The organism is Endozoicomonas sp. PH6C (assembly GCF_059322965.1).
Window position 1 is genome coordinate 4,933,867 of record NZ_CP185342.1, and the last position, 20,039, is coordinate 4,953,905.

At 48.9% G+C, this 20,039-nt stretch carries 16 protein-coding genes; 11 read left to right on the plus strand and 5 right to left on the minus strand.

The features are described from left to right. Positions 1 to 48 precede the first annotated feature (48 nt). Positions 49 to 1,821, minus strand: a complete 1,773-nt coding sequence (locus ACOMG9_RS18240) for a tetratricopeptide repeat protein (protein WP_422452422.1) — start codon at positions 1,819 to 1,821, stop codon at positions 49 to 51. Positions 1,822 to 2,569: 748 nt separating this feature from the next. On the opposite strand from ACOMG9_RS18240, the gene hemA reads away from it, so the two are divergent. From hemA to hemH, 4 genes are all read left to right on the plus strand, one after another. Next, positions 2,570 to 3,856, plus strand: a complete 1,287-nt coding sequence (hemA, locus tag ACOMG9_RS18245; RefSeq protein WP_448217943.1) for a glutamyl-tRNA reductase — start codon at positions 2,570 to 2,572, stop codon at positions 3,854 to 3,856. 98 nt (positions 3,857 to 3,954) lie between these two features. After that, positions 3,955 to 5,046 carry a peptide chain release factor 1 gene (gene prfA, locus ACOMG9_RS18250; protein WP_422134836.1) on the plus strand — a complete coding sequence of 364 codons (1,092 nt, stop codon included), beginning with the start codon at positions 3,955 to 3,957 and terminating at the stop codon, positions 5,044 to 5,046. Further along, positions 5,039 to 5,908 carry a peptide chain release factor N(5)-glutamine methyltransferase gene (gene prmC / locus ACOMG9_RS18255; protein ID WP_448217944.1) on the plus strand — a complete coding sequence of 290 codons (870 nt, stop codon included), beginning with the start codon at positions 5,039 to 5,041 and terminating at the stop codon, positions 5,906 to 5,908. The genes prfA and prmC overlap by 8 nt, the downstream gene beginning before the upstream one ends. 155 nt (positions 5,909 to 6,063) lie before the next feature. Then, complete coding sequence (hemH, locus tag ACOMG9_RS18260; RefSeq protein ID WP_448217945.1) at positions 6,064 to 7,086, plus strand: ferrochelatase; 1,023 nt, start codon at positions 6,064 to 6,066, stop codon at positions 7,084 to 7,086. A 40-nt stretch (positions 7,087 to 7,126) separates the two neighbouring features. On the opposite strand, the gene ACOMG9_RS18265 is transcribed toward hemH, so the two are convergent. The 3 genes from ACOMG9_RS18265 to ACOMG9_RS18275 all read right to left on the minus strand — a co-directional run bounded on the left by ACOMG9_RS18265 (position 7,127) and on the right by ACOMG9_RS18275 (position 9,632). Continuing rightward, the gene (locus tag ACOMG9_RS18265; RefSeq protein WP_448217946.1) at positions 7,127 to 8,074 is read right to left on the minus strand and encodes a hypothetical protein; all 948 of its coding nucleotides are present in this window, start codon (positions 8,072 to 8,074) and stop codon (positions 7,127 to 7,129) included. Between the two features lie 18 nt (positions 8,075 to 8,092). Next, positions 8,093 to 8,791 (minus strand): hypothetical protein, encoded by a 699-nt coding sequence (locus ACOMG9_RS18270; RefSeq protein ID WP_448217947.1) that lies wholly within the window; start codon positions 8,789 to 8,791, stop codon positions 8,093 to 8,095. Between the two features lie 271 nt (positions 8,792 to 9,062). After that, the gene (locus ACOMG9_RS18275; protein WP_494529218.1) at positions 9,063 to 9,632 is read right to left on the minus strand and encodes a YajG family lipoprotein; all 570 of its coding nucleotides are present in this window, start codon (positions 9,630 to 9,632) and stop codon (positions 9,063 to 9,065) included. 569 nt (positions 9,633 to 10,201) lie between these two features. On the opposite strand from ACOMG9_RS18275, the gene ACOMG9_RS18280 reads away from it, so the two are divergent. The 3 genes from ACOMG9_RS18280 (at position 10,202) to rimI (ending at position 13,125) form a co-directional block, all read left to right on the plus strand. Then, a complete protein-coding gene (locus ACOMG9_RS18280; RefSeq protein WP_448217949.1) occupies positions 10,202 to 11,749 on the plus strand; it encodes a 2-isopropylmalate synthase in 1,548 nt (515 codons plus the stop codon). 5 nt (positions 11,750 to 11,754) lie between these two features. Continuing rightward, positions 11,755 to 12,576 (plus strand): uracil-DNA glycosylase family protein, encoded by an 822-nt coding sequence (locus ACOMG9_RS18285; protein ID WP_448217950.1) that lies wholly within the window; start codon positions 11,755 to 11,757, stop codon positions 12,574 to 12,576. Between the two features lie 93 nt (positions 12,577 to 12,669). Then, positions 12,670 to 13,125 (plus strand): ribosomal protein S18-alanine N-acetyltransferase, encoded by a 456-nt coding sequence (gene rimI / locus ACOMG9_RS18290; protein ID WP_448217951.1) that lies wholly within the window; start codon positions 12,670 to 12,672, stop codon positions 13,123 to 13,125. Here rimI and ACOMG9_RS18295 read toward each other — a convergent pair. Then, positions 13,115 to 14,476 (minus strand): RICIN domain-containing protein, encoded by a 1,362-nt coding sequence (locus ACOMG9_RS18295; RefSeq protein ID WP_494529219.1) that lies wholly within the window; start codon positions 14,474 to 14,476, stop codon positions 13,115 to 13,117. The two genes, rimI and ACOMG9_RS18295, sit on opposite strands and share 11 nt — an antisense overlap. 290 nt (positions 14,477 to 14,766) lie before the next feature. Here ACOMG9_RS18295 and ACOMG9_RS18300 point away from each other — a divergent pair, with 290 nt between their 5' ends. From ACOMG9_RS18300 to ACOMG9_RS18315, 4 genes are all read left to right on the plus strand, one after another. After that, on the plus strand, positions 14,767 to 15,777 hold the full coding sequence (locus tag ACOMG9_RS18300) for a GIY-YIG nuclease family protein (protein WP_448217953.1): 1,011 nt from the start codon (positions 14,767 to 14,769) through the stop codon (positions 15,775 to 15,777). Positions 15,778 to 16,260: 483 nt separating this feature from the next. Further along, positions 16,261 to 17,553, plus strand: coding sequence for an NCS2 family permease (locus ACOMG9_RS18305; RefSeq protein WP_448217954.1), 1,293 nt, complete (start codon positions 16,261 to 16,263; stop codon positions 17,551 to 17,553). 74 nt (positions 17,554 to 17,627) lie between these two features. Continuing rightward, a complete protein-coding gene (gene trmA, locus ACOMG9_RS18310) occupies positions 17,628 to 18,713 on the plus strand; it encodes a tRNA (uridine(54)-C5)-methyltransferase TrmA (RefSeq protein WP_422134849.1) in 1,086 nt (361 codons plus the stop codon). 125 nt (positions 18,714 to 18,838) lie between these two features. Further along, complete coding sequence (locus ACOMG9_RS18315; RefSeq protein WP_494529220.1) at positions 18,839 to 20,014, plus strand: hypothetical protein; 1,176 nt, start codon at positions 18,839 to 18,841, stop codon at positions 20,012 to 20,014. Positions 20,015 to 20,039 lie beyond the last annotated feature (25 nt).

The following is a 20,039-nucleotide window of genomic DNA, read 5'->3' on the forward strand; positions in this document are numbered from 1 at the left end:
TTGAGTGAACGGGCCGCCAGGCCCGTTATGATAGATAATCCAGCAGGCTTACTTGACGATGGAAACCTTGGGGTCCGCTAAAGCATCGGCCTCTTTATGCTGCTTTTCCAATCGCTCTCGGGTCTCTTTCAGAACGTCACTGTCCGGAGTCATCTGCAAAGCCTCGTCCCACAAAGCTCGTGCATCTTCTTTCCGCCCAAGGGCCCAAAGCACCTCGCCCAGATGAGCCGCTACCTCATGATCGGGATACTTATCATAGGCGTTTTTGAGATAAACAAGAGCAGCCTGATAGTTACCCAGACGATATTGTACCCAACCCATGCTGTCCATAATGGCAGGATCATCTTCATCCAGGACATAGGCCTTCTCGATCAACTCTCTTGCCTCTTCAAAGCGATCAGTACGATCCGCCAGGGTGTAGCCAAGCGCATTCAGAGCGGCCGCATTTTCGGGCTGAAACTTGATAATGGCACGCAGATCTGACTCAAGATCCTTGATTCTTCCCATTTTCTCAAACACCATGGCCCGACCATAGAGCAGGTTAACATTCTCGGGGTAGCGCAATACGGCGTCTGAAAACAGCTTCAGAGCATCGTCAAGTTCTCCGGCATTCACCAGAATTTCTGTCTCGAGCAAATAAAGCTGAACAGCATGTACCGGGAATCGGTTGCGGTCTTCTTCCAATTGCTGTCGGGCCTCTGCCATTTTACCCTGCTTGAGCAGCATCTGGATAAGCGCGACCCGTGACATCATGAACTCCTTACCTGGCATCACGTTCAGAAAAGACTTCCGGGCCTGTTCATAATGCCCTTTCTGTTCTGATATCCATCCCAGATAATAATGAGCGGTACTTTTTCTCTGTCCCAGAGCCAATAGCTGTTTAAAATAGCTTTCAGACTCTGCCACCATCCCGCTCTCAAGTGAAATCAGAGCCAGAGACAACAGCATCTCAACATCGAAGGGTGACTGATTCAGGAGCACCTGAAACTGTTCGCGAGCCTCGCCAAGCTTATCCAGATGCACCAGTACACTGGCATAAATCAGACGCAGACGAGGAATATCCGGATACTTTTTGACGGCATCAGCCAGCATTTTCTCAGCCTCATCACCTTTGTCCATCTTATTGAGGATGCGACCCTTGAGTATGATAGCCTTGACGTAGTCCGGCTCCTTAGCAAGAAGCTGATCACAGATCTTGATCGCTGCTTGCAACTGATTATCCTGAAGCAACAAAATGGCCTTACCCAGCTTCAGCGACCGATGACCGGGATAATCCTTAAGAATGCTGTCAAAGGTGCTCAGCAATTGCACCCTTTCATCTTCAGGAAGCTCCAGGGCACTGGCTGCGAGGAAATCAAAATTAGCCTCACCTTCCAAAGCCAGAACGTCTCTCATCTGCTCAACGGCTCGATCCAGTTGACCCGCCCTGATCAGTTCAATAGCACCAGCTTGCAATGCGGCAGCATTTTTATCATCCAGCTTGGCCCAGAGTAACGCCGCATCCAGAGATGCCTGGCGAGCCCCGACGACCTGACTGATTTGATAGGCCCGTTTGGCAACTCCCTTGTCCTGAGTCTTATGAGCCTGTTTGAGATAATACCCCAGCGCCAGATCATAACGCTTACGCTGCCCGCCCAATTCGGCCACGAGCAGATCGTAAAGGGTATCAGGTTCAAAAGAAGCTACCGGCTCTTGCGGCTCGTGACTGACCTGGGCAGGAACCGATTCAGCCGCCCCGGGCTGCCATGAATATTGAACTGAAGAACAACCTGATACCAGCATGGCTGTCAGCACTATAGAGAAACTATTAAGTTTCTTCATGAATGGTATGCCTTTACCCGTTGGAAATAATTTCTGCACTGAACTCTGCAGTCCCGGATGGATCAGCTCTGAACTGTGCCTTCTTTATCATGACATACGCAAATTATTGTGAAAAACATTTTACTACAGAGCCTGCAAAGAAAGGCCGGACAAAATATTTCTCTTTTTCTATGGGTATGACTGGATACATCCGGGTTTGCAGTTGTTGCCGTTCCATAGGAGAATTGATCGGCCAGAATGTCCATAACGAAAGAAGGTGCTGTTAAAACAGAGTGAAGATCAAGATTCTTCGCTGACCTGAGCGTATCACTGTTTGCTGACTGTAGTACTTAAACAGCACCGGGGCCTCGCACTGAACGAAGATCTGACAACAAACTGCGAATTATCAGGTGTTAAAAATCTGCCTGGCATAACAGGGATTCCCTCAGCTTCCATTGAAACAACTTGTATTGAGACAACCATGGACAGACAAAAAGTCAAACCAGTTACCCGAATGTCTGGAACAGAAGTTTCGATCTGCTTCGGGCAACATAATTAAGGGCACAGGCATCAGTCTGCAGTCCAGTGTTGTAGAATACTGTACGGTCAATAATAGCAGTGGCTCTCAAATAGACAGCCCAATCTTTCGTCAAAAGGCACGGAGACTGGATTAGATAAATGAACCTCCAGAGTAAAAAGACAGCCCTGAGTACCTCGCCAGTGGGTTACTTGTGGCTGGCTAGAGCGTAAGAAAAGGCAACAGGACTTTATGGGGTATCTTACCGCCGGTATCAATCACAGAACTGCACCCATCGCACTCAGGGAGCAGGTTGCTTTTTCACCTGAGCAACTGCCCGAGGCGCTCCAGGATGCCCGTCATTTCATGCACACCAATGAAGTGGCCATTCTGTCCACCTGTAACCGGACAGAACTTTACTGTGCCAGCAACGCCGATTATCACAGAGCGCTTGAATGGTTGACAGGGTATCACAACCTGGATCAGAAGCTGCTTAGCGAGCACAGTTATATTCATCACGATAAAGCCGCTGTTCGCCATATAATGAGAGTGGCATGCGGCCTTGACTCCATGGTTCTCGGTGAACCCCAGATTCTCGGTCAGCTGAAGTCAGCCTACGCCCAGGCCCAGGAAGCCGGTACTATTGGCTCGCTGCTTTCCAGACTGTTCCAGTACTGCTTTACTACCGCCAAACAAGTTCGAACCAATACCGCTATTGGTAGACAGCCTGTTTCCATCGCTTATGCAGCCACGACACTGGCCAGGCAGATCTTTGCCGACCTTTCTGAAAACACCGCTTTACTGATTGGTGCCGGTGAAACCATTGAACTGGTGGCCAGACACCTTCATCAACAAGGCCTTAAAGACATCTTTGTCGCTAACCGGACCATGAGCCGGGCGAAACTGCTGGCCGACAAATTTGACGGAAAGCCGGCCCTGCTTTCAGATATTCCTCACTTGTTGCCAGCCGCTGATATTGTCGTCTCCTCAACGGCCAGCCCGGTTCCCGTTCTGGGTAAAGGCAGTGTTGAAAGAGCGATTAAAAAACGCAAACACCGCCCCATATTTATGGCGGATATCGCTGTTCCCCGGGATATCGAACCCGAGGTCACTGAGCTACCAGACATCTTCCTATATACCGTCGACGACCTGCATGACGTTATTCAGGACAATATGCAACAGCGACAGGATGCTGCAAAAGAAGCTGAGCTGCTGATCGAAACCGGTGCTTTTGAGTTCATGAGCCAACTGCGCTCACTGGATGCAGTGAATGTGCTGAGGAGCTATCGAAAAAATACCGAGGAACTCAGAGATTTTGAGCTTGAAAAAGCCATGCTTTCTCTGGCCAATGGTGTTCCGGCGGAACAGGTTCTGACTCAATTTGCACGTTCACTGACCAACAAGCTCATGCATACCCCCAGCGTGCAATTGAAAAAAGCCGCTGCAGAAGGTCAGAACAACCGACTGAAATGGGCTGAAGAACTGCTGGGCATTCATCGCCGTTATGAAGACCGCGCTAAAGAGCCGAGCCACTCCTAGCTGTGCCAGCCATTACCGGCTGAAATTCAGCCAGAAGCCACCGGATACCTGTATAACCCATCAGGTTCACACCTGAAACAAGCATTGATTAAATCCAAATGAAAGATCCCAATCTGGACAGTCTGAGCGCCAAACTTGAAAACCTGCTGGAACGCTTTGAGGAACTCGGTGCTTTACTGAGTGACCCGCAAGTCATCGGTAACCAGGACCAGTTCCGCAGACTCTCCAAGGAATACGCTGAACTTGAACCCGTCGTCAATGCCTACCGGGATTACGACCAGATTCAGAGAGATCTGGAAGACGCCCGGGCCATGAAAGACGACCCGGAAATGGCTGATCTGGCTGAGGAAGAGATTCAGAGCTGCGAAGAAAAGCTGCCAGCCCTGGCTCAGGAGCTGCAACTACTGCTCTTACCCAAAGACCCCAGGGACAACAACAATACTTTCCTGGAAATTCGTGCCGGTACTGGTGGTGACGAGGCTGCTATTTTCGCGGGAGACCTGTTCCGGATGTATTCCCGCTTCGCTGAAAAACGTGGCTGGAAAATCGAAGTCATCAGTGCCAATGACGGTGAACACGGTGGCTATAAGGAGATTATTTCCCGCGTGGTCGGCAATAATGTTTTTGGTCATCTGAAGTTTGAATCCGGTGCCCATCGGGTCCAGCGTGTGCCTGAAACAGAATCCCAGGGGCGTATACACACATCAGCCTGTACTGTCGCCATCATGGCAGAACCTGATGAGCAGGAAGCCATCGAGATCAAAAAGGAAGATCTTAGAGTCGACACCTACCGTTCATCGGGTGCCGGTGGTCAGCATGTAAACACCACCGACTCGGCCATTCGACTGACCCACCTGCCTACCGGCATTGTGGTTGAATGTCAGGACGAACGTTCACAACACAAGAACCGGGCCAAGGCCATGGCTCTGCTTTCTGCAAAACTGCAGGATGCTCAAGAGATGGCTGCCGCCAAAGAGATCAGCGAAACCCGTAAAAGTCTGGTGGGCAGTGGCGATCGCTCCGAGCGTATCAGAACCTATAACTACCCTCAGGGGCGGGTCACTGATCATCGCATCAACCTGACGCTTTATAAATTGCCAGAGATTATCGAAGGCGACCTCGACCCTGTGATTAACCCCCTCCTTCAGCAACATCAGGCGGACCTGTTGACAGGATTGTCCGATGAGTAGACTAATGAGCAGGATTGATCAGACCCTCAGTGAGGCCACTCAACGCCTCACTGATAGTCATACAGCCAGAAAAGAACAAAGCGACACGGCCCGTCTTGATGCCGAAGTTCTGCTCTGCCATGTATTGGGCAAACCATACAGCTACTTTTTCACCTGGCCCGAAAGGGAGCTGACGCCCGAACAGGCTGAACAGTTTGAGTCCATGCTGGCACAACGGATACTGGGAACCCCTGTCGCTTATATAACGGGTGAGAAAGAGTTCTGGAGTCTGAAGCTTAACGTTTCCCCCTCCGTACTGATTCCCAGACCCGACACTGAAAGGCTGGTTGAGCTCGCCTTGTCTATGCCCGTTTCGGACCAGGCAACCGTTGCCGACCTTGGCACAGGCAGCGGTGCCATTGCTCTGGCAATGGCTATCGAGAGGCCACACTGGCAAGTGATTGGCGTTGACAGACTGTCCGGGCCAGTCGCCATCGCTAAAGAAAATGCCGCCCTGAACCAGATAGGCAATGTAACCTTTGTAGAAGGTGACTGGTGCTCACCCGTATCCGACCCGCTCGACATGATTGTCAGCAACCCGCCGTACATTCGTGAAGACGATAAGCACCTTGTTCAGGGGGATGTACAGTTTGAACCCCGATCAGCATTGACTGCAGGCAAAGACGGCCTTGATGATATACGCACCATCAGCCGACAAGCCTTCGGGAAGCTGAAACCGAGAGGCTGGTTGTTGTTTGAGCACGGTTATGATCAGGGCAGTGATATCCGGATCATTCTGGAGTCCAATGGCTTTACCGCCATTAGCACACAACAAGACCTGTCTGGTCAGGACCGTGTCACCCTGGCGCAAAAAACCGCCTGAACCGGAGCCTGATAGCTGCATTTCCCCTATGCTTACGTTTGGTTATACTCCTCTGCTCTTAGCTGAAGCAGTAAACCCTTAAACAGTCGTGTGCGATAGAGGATATTTTTCGCATCTGACAATCAAAGATTTCACAAGGTAGGCAGGAAGTAGGGATGGAAAATACCGGAGCATTGCTGGTTAATCTGGGTTCGCCCGATAGTCCGCATGAACAAGATGTACGACACTATCTGAATGAATTTCTGATGGATGCTAATGTCATCGATATGCCCTGGCTCGTAAGACGAATGATTGTCAGTCTGTTTGTCCTGCCCAAAAGACCGGCTCAATCCGCCAGAGCCTACGCCTCTGTCTGGACTGAGAAGGGCTCACCTCTAATCAGCAACAGTAAAGACCTTCATGAAGAAGTCCAGAAGCTGACTTCCATGCCAGTAGAGTTAGCCATGCGTTATGGCAGGCCAGACATGGAGAGCGCTCTGGTCAGACTGGCCAGCAAGCCGGAGATCAAGGAAGTTCTGCTGTTCCCTCTCTACCCTCACTACGCCATGTCAACCGTCAAGACAGTGGTAGAGAAAGCTGAAGAAATCATCAAAGACTACAAACTGCCGGTGACATTGAAAGTTCACCCCGTGTTTTATAATCACGATGCCTACATTGAGGCACTGGTAGAAAGTGCAAAAGAGTATCTGGAAAAAGATTATGATCACATTGTGTTCAGTTATCACGGTGTTCCGGAAAGACACATCCGTAAGGATGACTGCACAGGTTCCCACTGCCTGAAATCCGAGGACTGTTGTCAGAAAGCATCACCTGCTCACCTTACCTGCTATCGACATCAGGTTTACAGAACCACCGCCTGCTTTGTCGAGAAAGCCGACATCCCGGTGGACAAATACTCCGTCGCCTTCCAATCAAAACTGGGGCGGGACAAATGGTTGGAACCGGCCACCAGCAATACCATTAAATCACTGGCAGAACAGGGCATCAAAAAGGTTCTGGTCATCTGCCCGGCATTCGTGGCTGACTGTCTGGAAACCCTTGAAGAGATTGGCATGGAAGCGAAAGAGGACTTTATTGCAGCTGGCGGTGTATCCCTGGAACTCATTCCCTGCCTGAACAGCCACCCTGCCTGGACGAAGCTGGTCAGTCAATGGCTAGAGAAACCGCTCCATAATTGATCACGGGATGAGCCCGACACGCTTTCTCAGGTGCCTGCGCCTACTGCGCGGCATCTGGTTTTTGCCATATGTTATACAATAGAACTGGCCAACTGAGAATGCGATCAATGATTACCGGCGTTAGAAGAATTATTGTTTTTAGAACATAGTTATTATGCTTGATTCCTGCATATGAGCTTCCAACAATAACAGGCATAGCCAATATCACCATTTTTGAGATATCGCTTATGTCTAATTGTTTACTCTGATTCCCATAATATCTAACAGTAACGGATAGGAAAGATGCCAGAGCATTACTGTCTGAAAAAATATAAAACAGTCTGTTTTTTGTTCCCTGATAAAGTAACATTGCAGCCAGAGAGATGATAATAAACTCATTTTCATTTGATTTTAGATGATCAGCTCCAAACTCGTTATAGACCGACACACGTTCACTTAATGATGCAGCCAGCGAAATACAACTAAGGAGACCGCCGCGAAAAAGATAAAGGCCTTCACTCATATCGAATTCGTCAATTATGCTCTTTAATTCAACAGGCTCTGGCCGTAAACAACCCATAAATTTTTCAGGTGCATTGGCCGCATATACAATCGCACCATGTCTATCTCGGGTAATATACTTCCTGATTGATTCTAAATCATTAATTCCAATATCTTGTTCATAGACGACACCTTTAGCTGCGGTAAGCTTTATTTTGTGCACGTATTCTGATGGATTGGTATAAAAAACTAAAGACAGTGGAGCTTCAGCCAGTGCGCTTATCAATTGAACAGCAAAAACACTATAGCAACCCTCTGCTTTATTTATTTCTTTCGTTTTTACTTCACTTGATAAAAACAACATCGCTATGACAAAAAATAAATTGTGCACTAAGTCAGCCCCACAACAAGTGATCATTTCATTTGGACTGATCAGAGTAGCCTGTGTACCAAAAAAATCCAGAAAACAGCCTTGGGTAACCAGTTTGGCGCCTGCCGACAGATGCATAAGAGTTTTTCTGCTTTGCTAACTGGCGCTGCCCGGGATTACCATTTTATGCAATTCCTCAATGAACGCTCTCGTAAACAGGCCACTACTGATGCAATCCTTAATGATGGGTGTCAGTGGTAAGCCTTTATCACGGATCACATCCTTCATTTGCAAAAAACTTTTCATAACTGAAAGATTCCAGGCGCCAACGCTCCTTTTGACTGAAGGTAGAAGTTTAAAGTGATTTAACAGCTCCGGTTTACGTAAATAAACATCGAGTTTGATTTCAACATCCCCCAGAATTTCTTCCTTTTTAACTAAATATATTTCCTCGTCATTGCGATTGTAGTAAGGGAAGCCATACAGCTCTGCTTGCCAGGCATCCCAGTTCCATAGATCCGGTTCGGTAGTGTTTTGAAGGGTGCTATCAGCGCTACTGGTAACACTGGCAGCTGGTGAAAGTCGCGTATCTGTCAAACCAAAACGCTCTATCAAAAAGTTCGCCAGTTGTCTGGCAAATAGCTCTGGCCGACACTGGTGCTCCTCCGACTGAGTTGTGATCAGCCTGACAGTCTGCTCTTGAAGGGCTACCATGCGAGAATGAAACTGTGCCTGTTCAGCATTGATGGCTTGCACCGTGCTCTCATAGCTAGGCGGCTGGTCAGTGGCAGCAGTTACTTGACGGAGCGGGGGCGCTGCTTGACCAGCGCCGTTATCAGAACCAAATGTATACATAACCTGTTCTCCATTTAAACAGATTATCGTAAAGCCCATGGACTCTACGAAGATCATTATTATTTGCAAAAATGTTACCATTCAGGCTGCAATAGCGCCCGATTGGAAAACCCTCTTTTGAGCTAGACAATGATTACAGTGAAAAATTCCTTAAGGGACAGCTACACGAAGCATTTTTTTACCTCTGAGAACCTCAGATTTCAGTTTGCCTGGTGTTTGATCGACAGGATTAACCGATAATCCATGGGTGACAGCTGAACAAGATAAAGACTCAGGCCTGTTTCAGAAAACCTGTCAACCTTAGGTCGGCCAACGCTCTGCTCAGCACATCACTGAGCACTTTATCGATCAGCTCTTCGTTTTTTTCATCAGAGGGTGCCTTGGGTACACGCTCACTGATTTCGCTGGAGTAGACCCCCTCGAAACGCTGATCGCCTTTTACAACCCTGACCCGGACTTTTGCCTTCAGGTCCACCTGGGTGATGTAACTGCCCTCTGGTACCTTGTACTCCAGATCATCAAGATAAACCTGGAACTGGGATACATCTTCAGATTCAGTAACTGTCAGCCCCATCTCTCTCAGACCCAGCTCCACTGCCGAGCGAATAGCCAGAGTCAGGCGGTCATTGGTCGTAATGGCGTTGGTATTTGAATAAACCCCTCCACGATGACCAAGAGAGCGGGACAAGCGCTCATCATAGACGGTCACACTGACCGTTCCCTGCAATGGTTTAATTGGCTTTTCCACAGCAATTCTGGGGGTTACATCCACTTCCTGAGGGCTCAGGGCACAGCCGGCCAGGGCGAGAGCGGCCAATAAAATAAGTGACGTTTTTTTCATGAGTCCGGCTATCCTGTGATGGGCGGGGCGCCCTTGGCGAAAGAAAATAGGGTCGACACAAATCCTATCCAGTCTCGAAAACTGGATCAACCGGCTTGGCAAAGCGACTTATAGAGGATATAGTGCATTCCACATAATCCATTAAACAATCTTACGCTGATTTCAGAACGCTGAGCGTGATTACAATGCCTATAGCGAACGATAAGCAACAGCCCGAAATCTTCCGGGACTCTGATAACGACACCAATGCGCAGGTAACAGCTGCCCGTGAGCCTGTGGTGTTCACTCCCAAGTCCATCTTTCGTCCTTCCCGCCTGCTACTCCTACTGCCTTGAGCAGACTATTTAATTTCACCTTCGACCCCGGCCGTCTGGCCCTCTGACCCCAAAGTCAGAAAAATGATTACATTTGTACGAATTCCGACTGACAAGTGCAGAAAATGCTGCCTGTTGCAAGCAGCATCTTCTATGTCGGCACTTTCAAAAATCCTTTTGCACAAATAGAACCTTTTGCACAAAAAGCGCGTCAAAAAACATTGAACTGATAAAAGAACAGCGGGAGCAGCAACCATGAGCAACGATCAGGTTATTATTTTCGACACCACCCTGAGAGACGGTGAACAGAGTCCCGGCGCTGCTATGACCGGGGATGAGAAGGTCCGGATTGCCAAATCTCTGGAAATACTCAAGGTGGACGTCATTGAGGCAGGCTTCGCCATTGCCAGCCCGGGCGATTTTGAAGCGGTCAAAAGCATCGCTGAAACCATTAAAGACAGCACTGTCTGCAGTCTTTCCAGGGCATTGCCCAAAGATATTGAAGCAGCAGCACAAGCTGTGCAACCAGCTGCTCAAGGTCGTATTCATACCTTTATTGCAACCTCTGCGCTGCACATGAAACACAAACTTTGTATGACGCCTGAGCAGGTGCTGGAACAGGCAGTGGCTTCGGTTAAGCTGGCCCGCAACCTCATTGACGATGTTGAGTTCTCTCTGGAAGACGCTGGACGATCTGACATCGACTTTATGTGCCGTGTCATTGAAGCCGTTATCGATGCCGGTGCCCGCACCATTAACATTCCGGACACGGTTGGCTACGCCCTGCCTCACCAATTCGGCAACGTGATTGCCCAGCTGATTGAGCGTGTTCCCAATTCAGACAAAGCCATCTTCTCGGTTCATTGCCACAACGACCTTGGGCTCGCAGTAGCCAACTCCCTGTCAGCCGTGGTTAACGGTGCTCGTCAGATTGAATGCACCATCAACGGCCTTGGAGAGAGGGCGGGTAATGCCTCTCTTGAAGAAATCGTTATGGCTATACGTACCCGCCAGGACGAACTCAAGGTCGAAACGGGCATCAACACTCAGCATATCGTTCCTACGTCCCGTCTGGTCTCCGGTATCACCGGCTTCCCGGTTCAGCCCAACAAGGCCATTGTCGGTGCTAATGCTTTTGCTCACGAATCCGGTATTCACCAGGATGGCATTCTGAAAAACCGCGAAACCTACGAAATCATGAAGGCTGAAGACGTTGGCTGGAACACTAACCGTCTGACCCTCGGTAAATTATCCGGCCGCAGCGCCTTTCAGTCCCGGATGGAAGAGCTGGGTATTACTTTTGCTGATCGTAACGAACTGACCGAAGCCTTTAACCGCTTCAAGGTGCTGGCTGACAAGAAATCTGAAATTTTCGATGACGACTTGCAGGCACTGGTCAGTGATGTTCGCTCCGCTAATGAAGAAGAGAAATACCGTCTGCTTGAGCTGGAAGCGGGCTCCAGTACCGGTAAAACACCAGAAGCACGTCTGGTTATTGCAGTAGACTCTGATGAGATTGAAGTACGCAGTGCAGGAGACGGTCCCGTTGATGCGGTCTTCAAAGCCATAGAAAGTATTGCTAATTCCGGTGCCCGTCTGGCACTGTATAACGTTAGCGCAATTACCAGCGGTACTGATTCTCAGGGCGATGTCAGCGTACGTCTGGAAAAGCAGGGTCGCATTGTCAATGGCTCCGGAGCAGACACCGATATTGTGGTCGCTTCTGCCAAAGCCTACATCAATGCTTTGAACCTGCTGAATGCTGACCATCCAAAAACCAACCCACAGACAGGGAACCTCTAACAGTCATGCAAGGCAGGATCAGCGAGCAAACTCGGCAGCACTACCTCGATGCCATGGGTATCCAGACCTGGTTTCCCAGCCAAATCCTGCCTAATGCATTGCCCCCCAGGGCGTTTGACTTTCCAGAGGAAGAGCCGGTAGAAGCGTATAAGCCCGGACAATTAACTGTTTCTTCCCACCCATCTTCAGCTCCACTTTCTGAAGGTGCCACAGGTGCTTCTTCAGCAAAAGATTTGCTGGGCATCTCCAGTCGTGTTGAAACGAAACAGGATCCGGAGCCAGCACCCTCTGTAAAACAGAACATTATTACTGAACCCCGGCCAATAGAAATCAGCAAGTTCAGGCTGGTCACTCTGGCTGCCAACGAACACTGTCTGGTAGTCGCCGAAATGCCTCACTCCGGACTGAATCAATTTTCACGCTTTCACCTTCGATTACTCAGCGATATTCTTCGTGCTATTCAACTGCCTGCAGGGTCTGAAACTCTGCCTTTCAGTGAGTTCGTCTGGCCACTGGGCAATGCTGGCCTGATGGAGCACCTGAGCCAGGACGACTCCGCTGCTGCCGACGCAGTTTGCGCCTACCTCAGTAACCAGTTTGGCCTGGCCAGACGAAAAGTAGTTCTGCTCTTCGGTCAGGCAGCAGCCCGTTTTGTGATAGATCCAAGCCGACAGTTCAACGACCTGAGAGGTTTGCAGACGGGCCTTCACTCCAATCAATACTTCATTGTCACTCACGGTCTTAATGAGTTGATGAAACTTCCAGCCCTGAAGTCAGAAGTCTGGCAGGATATTTCACCGATAATCAGGGAGCTGACCCCTTCATAACCGCCTCATGAGCAGAAAATCGATTACGCTTAGCAGCCTGTGCTGATGCCAGACGCCCGATATTCCTCAGTTATCACGATAAAGAAAACTTATATGCTGTCATTCAGAACAATGACTCACCAGGATCTTCCGGAACTGGCGGCTATCGAGCAGGAAGCCGGACCTCATCCATGGAATCAAAAGCACTACATGAACAGTGTCGACTCGGGTTACCTCTGCATGGTAGCCGAACACCAGGGTAGAATTGTTGCCCAGGGAGTCGTCATGCTGGCTGCAAGAGAAGCCAGCCTGCTGATTCTGACCGTCTCTCGCAGTGAGCAGGGCAGAGGCTATGGCACTGCCATGCTGAATCAACTCATCGATGCTTCAGCCAAATTGGCAGAAACCCTGTTTCTTGAAGTGCGCGAATCCAACAAAAAAGCCTTCAACCTCTATCTTAAATCTGGTTTCAGTGAAATTGGCCGCCGTAAAAACTACTACCCGGCAAACAAAGACCATAAGGCCGAGGATGCTATTGTTATGGCTCTGGATCTCAGCGTCAGGGAGTGACCGGACAGTCATCCAGCCAAACGCCAGTGACAGGATGTCTGCCACATCTGCCAAGTAGCCACTCGAAGTAGACTTTTAGCTCTTTTGGTTTCTTTTTCTTCTGTTCGTTCACTGTGATGGGCAACGTCAATGCCTCAGTGTATGAATAAGGATCAAGGCCCCCGTTCAACATAGTTCTCAGGCGCCCTCTTTCCGGGGATGCAGGAGTCTTGCCACGGGCAAAATACCACTTTTGAGACGGACTTCCTCCGGGAAAGCAGGGTAATAGTGAAAAGCTTCCCGGCAGCCAGGTCAGGCAATATCGGTAACCTGCAGCACGATTAAAGATTCGCTTGGTTAACAAGTCATGGCGCCAAACCTGGCTGTTCTGGCTATCGCAAGTACCCAGTTCAATGGATGTCGATGAATAGCAGCTACTCATGTCAGGAGATTCGGACAAACACCTTTCTGCGGCGCTAACACCAAGGCAAAGCCTCAGGTTCTGATTCACCAGCAGGATATCTTCTGTCAAACGCTCAGAGACCCAGAAAGCTCTCTCAGGCCGCTCTTCCCAGCTCAAAACCGGTGGGACTTTTTCTTCCTCAGGTTGCGCTTCTTCCGGTGGCACTGTCTCTTCAGGAGGAAGGGGCTTTTCAGGTTTGATTTCTTGCTCAGACGCCTCTTTCTCTTCACCAGGTTCGCGCCCCTGGTCATTTACAGGTTCCCGCTCAAACTCACAGACGGTTTGTCCCGTATGCAGATTCTTATAGCAGCGCCGCTCTCCCATATCCGCCTCAAGATACCGATAAAGCAAAGGTGCAGGATCCTCACTCTTATCAAGCAGCGCGATATATCCGTTCTCCTGTTGTCGATCAGTTGCGTTCGACAATCTGCCTTGCTCATCAAATAGCCAGATCTGGGCGCTGGTCGATTCTATACAGGGCAACATTGCCAGAGTGTCTATCATTCTGGATAGACACATACTGGCAGCAAAGCCCTGATAATGGATCGTTTTTCTCTGGAAATCATAATACCATTTCTGGAATGGGCTATTGTCGTCGCAGGGTTTGATCACTGCCCGGTTTCCGGGATAACAGAGCCTTTTCTGCTCAGGGTTCTGATGCACACAGGTAGTAGACTCATCCCCTTCAACATCCAGCCCTAGGCAATAGGAAGCGCCCTCTTTCTGGAGGAAGAATTGATTGGCAAAATGTGCAACCGGCCGATGATCGTCTGAGACACCTGCCCCGGACAGGAGCGGAAAAAAAACGAAGAAAACAGATAAAAGATTAAAAGCTCCGAAGAACAAAAATCCCCATAATGAAACAGGAACAACTACCAGTCCATTTTTGTAGTTCCACTTACCTGCCATCTCTGTCGCCACTCCATTTATTAATTATTTTGACATTAGCTGATTACCCTTCTTTGTCAAAATGCTAACTGCCGGTCAGAGCCACAAAACAGTCGCTTTTGCAGCCCGATAAAAAAGTGTAGTAACCCTCTGAGCTTCGGGATTTTCCTACTTTTCTTACCATTACAATGCCACCTCTGCCCGGTATCCCTTAAAACAGTTTTTGAATAGCGCACAATCCCCACTACACAGAAGGAAATCGGCAGGTATAATTGCGCGCCTGTCACCGTCAGTAGAAAGGTCATCCAGCGTTGATTATCTTCACCGTCACTAATAAAGTAACAAAACAAATTTTTGTAGGCTCCACTCGCAATGACCTTGAAAGCCAGTGGGAAAAAATGGTGGCAGCTGCACACCAGGATATGGACTACCCGCTTTACAGAGAAATCCGCATCCACGGCGAAGACGCATTTACCGTGGAGGAGTGGGATAGGGCCGAGTCCCGTGAGGAACTGGCTGAGCTCGAGCAGGACGCGATCGATTTCTTTGGTGCCCATAGCCTCAGAGGCTATAAGACCAGCACGGTAAAAATCCTGCCCAAAAAGAAGCGGCGCCAGCGCAAGTCCAACATTGAAAAAGAGCTGGCCTCCATTTTTGCAGAAATCAATGAAGGTGATTCCAATACACCTCCAAGCCTTGCCATGAAATCCGGCAATGCTGGCAATAAAGCGAATGATGACTCTGCTCAACAGTCAGAAGCCGGTTCGACTGCGCCTGCTCAGGCCGCTCAACACTCAGCTGCTGAGCCTGTGTCTGCGCCAGCTGTACCCAGCCCGACTCCAGACTCAACCGGGATCAAGGTTGTCCAGTCCGAAAAAGAAAAGCCAAAGCCTGAACCAACCCAGTCTGCGGGCTCCAGGGCCAATGCGATGGTTCAGTTGAGCAGCATTGAAATGAGCGATGACATCACAGCCCAGCTGGCTGCGATTACTGCCGCTGCCGACGCCTGCCTGGCCGGTGACAGCGACGCCCTGAGTCAACTGGATGTTCAGTCTGAACCTGCAGTTGAAGAAAGCTCTCTACCGCCAGAAACCACTGAGCCAGAGCCAGCAGCCATTGTTGAAACAGAGGTCGTTGCTGCTGACCCCATCTGCCCGAAAGAGCTTCGCATACGTGAGGCTATTGAACGCCACAGAAAACAACGCGCACAACGCAGTGCTGAAAGTCAGGAGAACGAAAGAAGAAAAATGGCCGAAACCCTGGCAAAACTCAATGCCAGAATTCAGGAAATGCAAACAGGGAAGCTGGCAGCAGTAGCCTGATCGCTACCAGAGTCGACTCTATTGGGGTCGACTCGGTTGTCATTTTTGAAACGGCAGCAGCGAATTCAATACGGTTTCTGCAAACTCGCCCGTAAAAATACCTGAAACACTTCAAAATATAGTGACAAGACTGGTCAAATTTGCGCCATATCGAATATCCGATATTCAGGGCAGGCACTATCAATTTAACCACAACTTCTGTGGATAACCCTGTTAATTGCTCATATCATCCTGAACTAACCCCCTCAGTCACGGGCCTTCCAGCAAAGTGGGCATTATTTGCTCACAAAAAATCCAGACTACCAGATATGGGGGTATAAAAGAAAACGAGCACAAGACAGCACTTTACCCACAAAGATCAACCTAAGAAATCTCCACCATAAACCGTGATTTATCGAAAAAATAACGATACCACTCCCATATTCTAACCGACCGTAAAAATCGTTATCATCGGGGGTTTTTACTCCCGAGTGAAACCTCAGCATGTTAGAACGGCTATTCAAACTGAAAGAACATCACACCGATGTTAAGACAGAAGTGCTGGCAGGCATTACTACATTCCTGACCATGGCTTACATTATTTTTGTAAACCCAAGCATGCTGGCCACCACCGGTATGGATCAGGGGGCCGTTTTTGTTGCTACCTGTCTGGCTGCTGCTATCGGCTGTATGATCATGGGCTTTTATGCTAATTACCCTATTGCTCTTGCTCCTGGTATGGGCCTCAATGCCTTCTTCGCCTTCACCGTTGTAGGTCAAATGGGTTATAGCTGGCAGGTAGCACTGGGGGCGGTTTTTCTTTCAGGTGTCTGCTTTTTCGTATTGAGTGTCTTCAAGATTCGTGAGTGGATTATTAACAGCATTCCTCTCTCTTTGCGGGGTGGTATTGCTGCGGGTATTGGGCTCTTCCTGGGCTTTATTGCTCTGCAGAATGCCGGCATTATCGTTGGCGACCCGGCCACGCTGGTAACACTGGGAGATATGACTTCCTGGAGCGCCATTATGGCATCCATAGGCTTCGCCCTGATTGTGGCTCTCTACTACCGCAATATCACCGGCTCAGTCATGATTGGCATTCTGGCCATCACCGTCATCAGCCTTATAGCCGGCAAAGTAGAGATGAATGGTGTGTTTTCCATGCCTCCCAGCGTAGCCCCCACGCTTCTGCAACTGGATATTGCCGGAGCATTGGAAGTTGGCATGATCAGCATTATTTTTTCTTTCCTGTTTGTTGACCTCTTTGATACCTCAGGCACATTGGTTGCCGTAGCGCAAAAAGGCGACCTGCTGGACAAAGACGGTAAATTCCCTCGTCTGGGCAGAGCTCTGATGGCAGATTCCATGGCCAGTATGGCAGGGGCCGGACTGGGTACTTCAACCACTACCAGCTATGTTGAAAGTACTGCCGGGATTTCAGTGGGTGGCCGGACAGGCCTGACCGCTGTTGTTGTTGGCATACTGTTCCTGGGATGCCTGTTCCTTTCCCCTCTGGCAGCCGTAGTGCCTGCCTACGCAACCGCCCCTGCTCTGATCTTCATAGCCGTTTTGATGACTCACAGTATGTTCCAGATTGACTGGGACGATCTGACAGAAGCTGCTCCAGTAGTTATTGCAGCTGTTTCCATGCCTCTGAGTTACTCGATCACAACCGGTATTGCCTTTGGTTTTATCTCCTATACCGCCATCAAACTCCTGAGTGGTCGTGCAAAAGACCTTAATAGTGCACTGATTGTTCTATCTCTGCTGTTCACCGTTAAGCTGGTGATATTCAATTAATGAACTGAAAACCAGTTTTCATCTCTTCGAAAGCGGCCCATAATATGGGCCGTTTTTATTTATCGAAGAGCATCATGTCATTAGCCGTAGTAGAGCCTGAAAAGTACGAAGCCCAGCTGAGCGAGAAGGTAAGCCTTACCCGAGAAGAATTTAAGACTTTTGATGTTCCTGAACTGGAAGTTTTCAGATCCCGGCCTCAGCATTACAGAATGCGGGCAGAGTTTCGCATCTGGCATGAGCAAGAACGCAGCTACTACCGAATGTTTGACCCTGAGACCAGACAGCCTTTCAACGTCGACCAGTTTCCTGCAGGCACAAAGCGTATCAATGAATTAATGATGCCGCTGATGAGAGACATCGAGCAGCAGGAGGTCCTGCGAAAAAGGCTTTTCCAGCTGGAATTTCTGACAACCCAGACCGGTGAGGCTCTGATCAGTATGCTTTACCACAAACCGCTGAATGATGAGTGGAGGGCTTCGGCGGAGAAATTACAGTTTTCTCACAATATTCGCATCATCGGTCGTGCCAGAAAGCAGAAAATAGTCCTGGATCGGGATTACGTTGTCGAAACCCTTAATGTGTTGGGTAAAAACTACCAATACACTCAGGTCGAGAATAGTTTCACTCAACCCAACGCCGGAGTTAATGAGCATATGCTTGGCTGGGCCAGTGATGTCTGTAGTGGTCTGAAAGGGGATCTGCTCGAGCTTTATTGCGGAAACGGCAATTTCACTTGTGTCCTGGCCAATCACTTTGACAAAGTTTTGGCAACAGAGATATCCAAAACATCAGTGAACTCTGCTCATGACAACTTTGAGCTTAATGCCATCGAGAATGTTCAGATAGCCCGTTTATCCAGCGAAGAGTTCACTCAGGCAATGAATCGTGAGAGATTGTTCAGACGCTTGCAAGACATTGATCTGGACAGCTATGACGTATCCACCATCCTGGTAGATCCTCCCAGGGCTGGCCTTGATGAAGGCACTGAAGCCCTGGTTCAAAAGTTCGACAATATTGTCTACATTTCTTGTAACCCTGACACACTGAAGAAGAATCTGGAAAAGATCACCCTAACTCATAGTGTGCAACGTATAGCCCTTTTTGATCAGTTCCCTTATACCCATCATCGCGAAATGGGTGTATTCCTGATGCGAAAATAATTCCCTGAAAGGCCAAAAAGCAACCAGCTGCTGACCTTTCCTTAAACGGAATTCTGTACCAGACTGTTAGCCTCCCTGTTTCAAAAGCAGATAAAACCAGTAACGGGGATTCTAACGGAGACAGAATGAAAAACTATGCAGACTCTCTTTGTGCGCTGTTTGTTTGTTTCTTTATAAACATTTTCAGCTCCAATGCACTGGCAACAGAAAACATTGATCTTCTTTTGGTCGCTTATGATCAAGGGGAAAGTAATGCTTTTAAACAGCTTGAAAAAGCCCTGAAGAAGCGAGGTATTAACTACCGCATTTTATCGATTGGCAGGGCCGCAGAAATCTTCCGGAATCACCCGCTCAACCTTACCATTTCTGTACCTGATCCAGAGCAGCTCAGGAACAATCGGGAAACAGTCTGGCCCAAAAGCGCTCTCATTGAGTTATCGAAACGTATTAGGCCTAAGATCGTCTATTCCGGAATGGCCAGTGCTGTACAGGCCCAGATTCTCAATCATATGAAGCAAGGTGGCAGCTTCACTCTGGCTTTCTATGATAATTTTGATCCCATTACCAACAAGGAATATGTGCAGGCATTTCTGGAAGCAATTCGAACGCTTGATGAATTCCATATTCCCACTTCTGCAACCGCAGTAAGCTTCAAAGATCTTGTATTTTGCCCCAATCCCCTCTATGTAGTAATTGGGCAACCGGCGCTTGAGGCTTGGGATGATATTTACCGACAAACGGATAACCGATCTGTCCGCCTTGAACTAAACATTGGTCCCAATGAGCCTGTTGCGGTATTCGCCGGTGGTTATGACGACACCTATGAAGAGTATTTCAGAATCTTTATTGAAGCCACCCGAAAGCTGCCGTCCGTGACCTTTCTGGTCACCCATCACCCTAAGACCAGTGGTGAGGTCGAGCGACGCTGGATTAAGGAAAGAGGTACCGGGAATCTTCGATTAGTGGAAAATAATCGCCATTCTACCGCTGCTCTCACAAAAATGTCTGTTGCTGTTATGGTCCATAAATCCTCTATTGGAACGATGGCACGCTATAAGGGAAAACCTGTTATTTACATTGCTGAACCAGGAACAGACAACTTTCTGATCCGCGAAAAGGCAGCCTTTCTGGCTTCTACTCCGGAAGAAGTGGTCAAAAAGTTTCAGTCTGCCATTGCCAGCGATAACCAGGTTCCCTCACTGGAGTCGCTGGGTATACCCGATCAGCCTTCATTGTCTATTGCCATCGAAATCGAGACTATTTTGGAGGATATGAGACGATCAGAGTCCGATACACTTTAACCAGCAGGATGATTATGGTTAACTG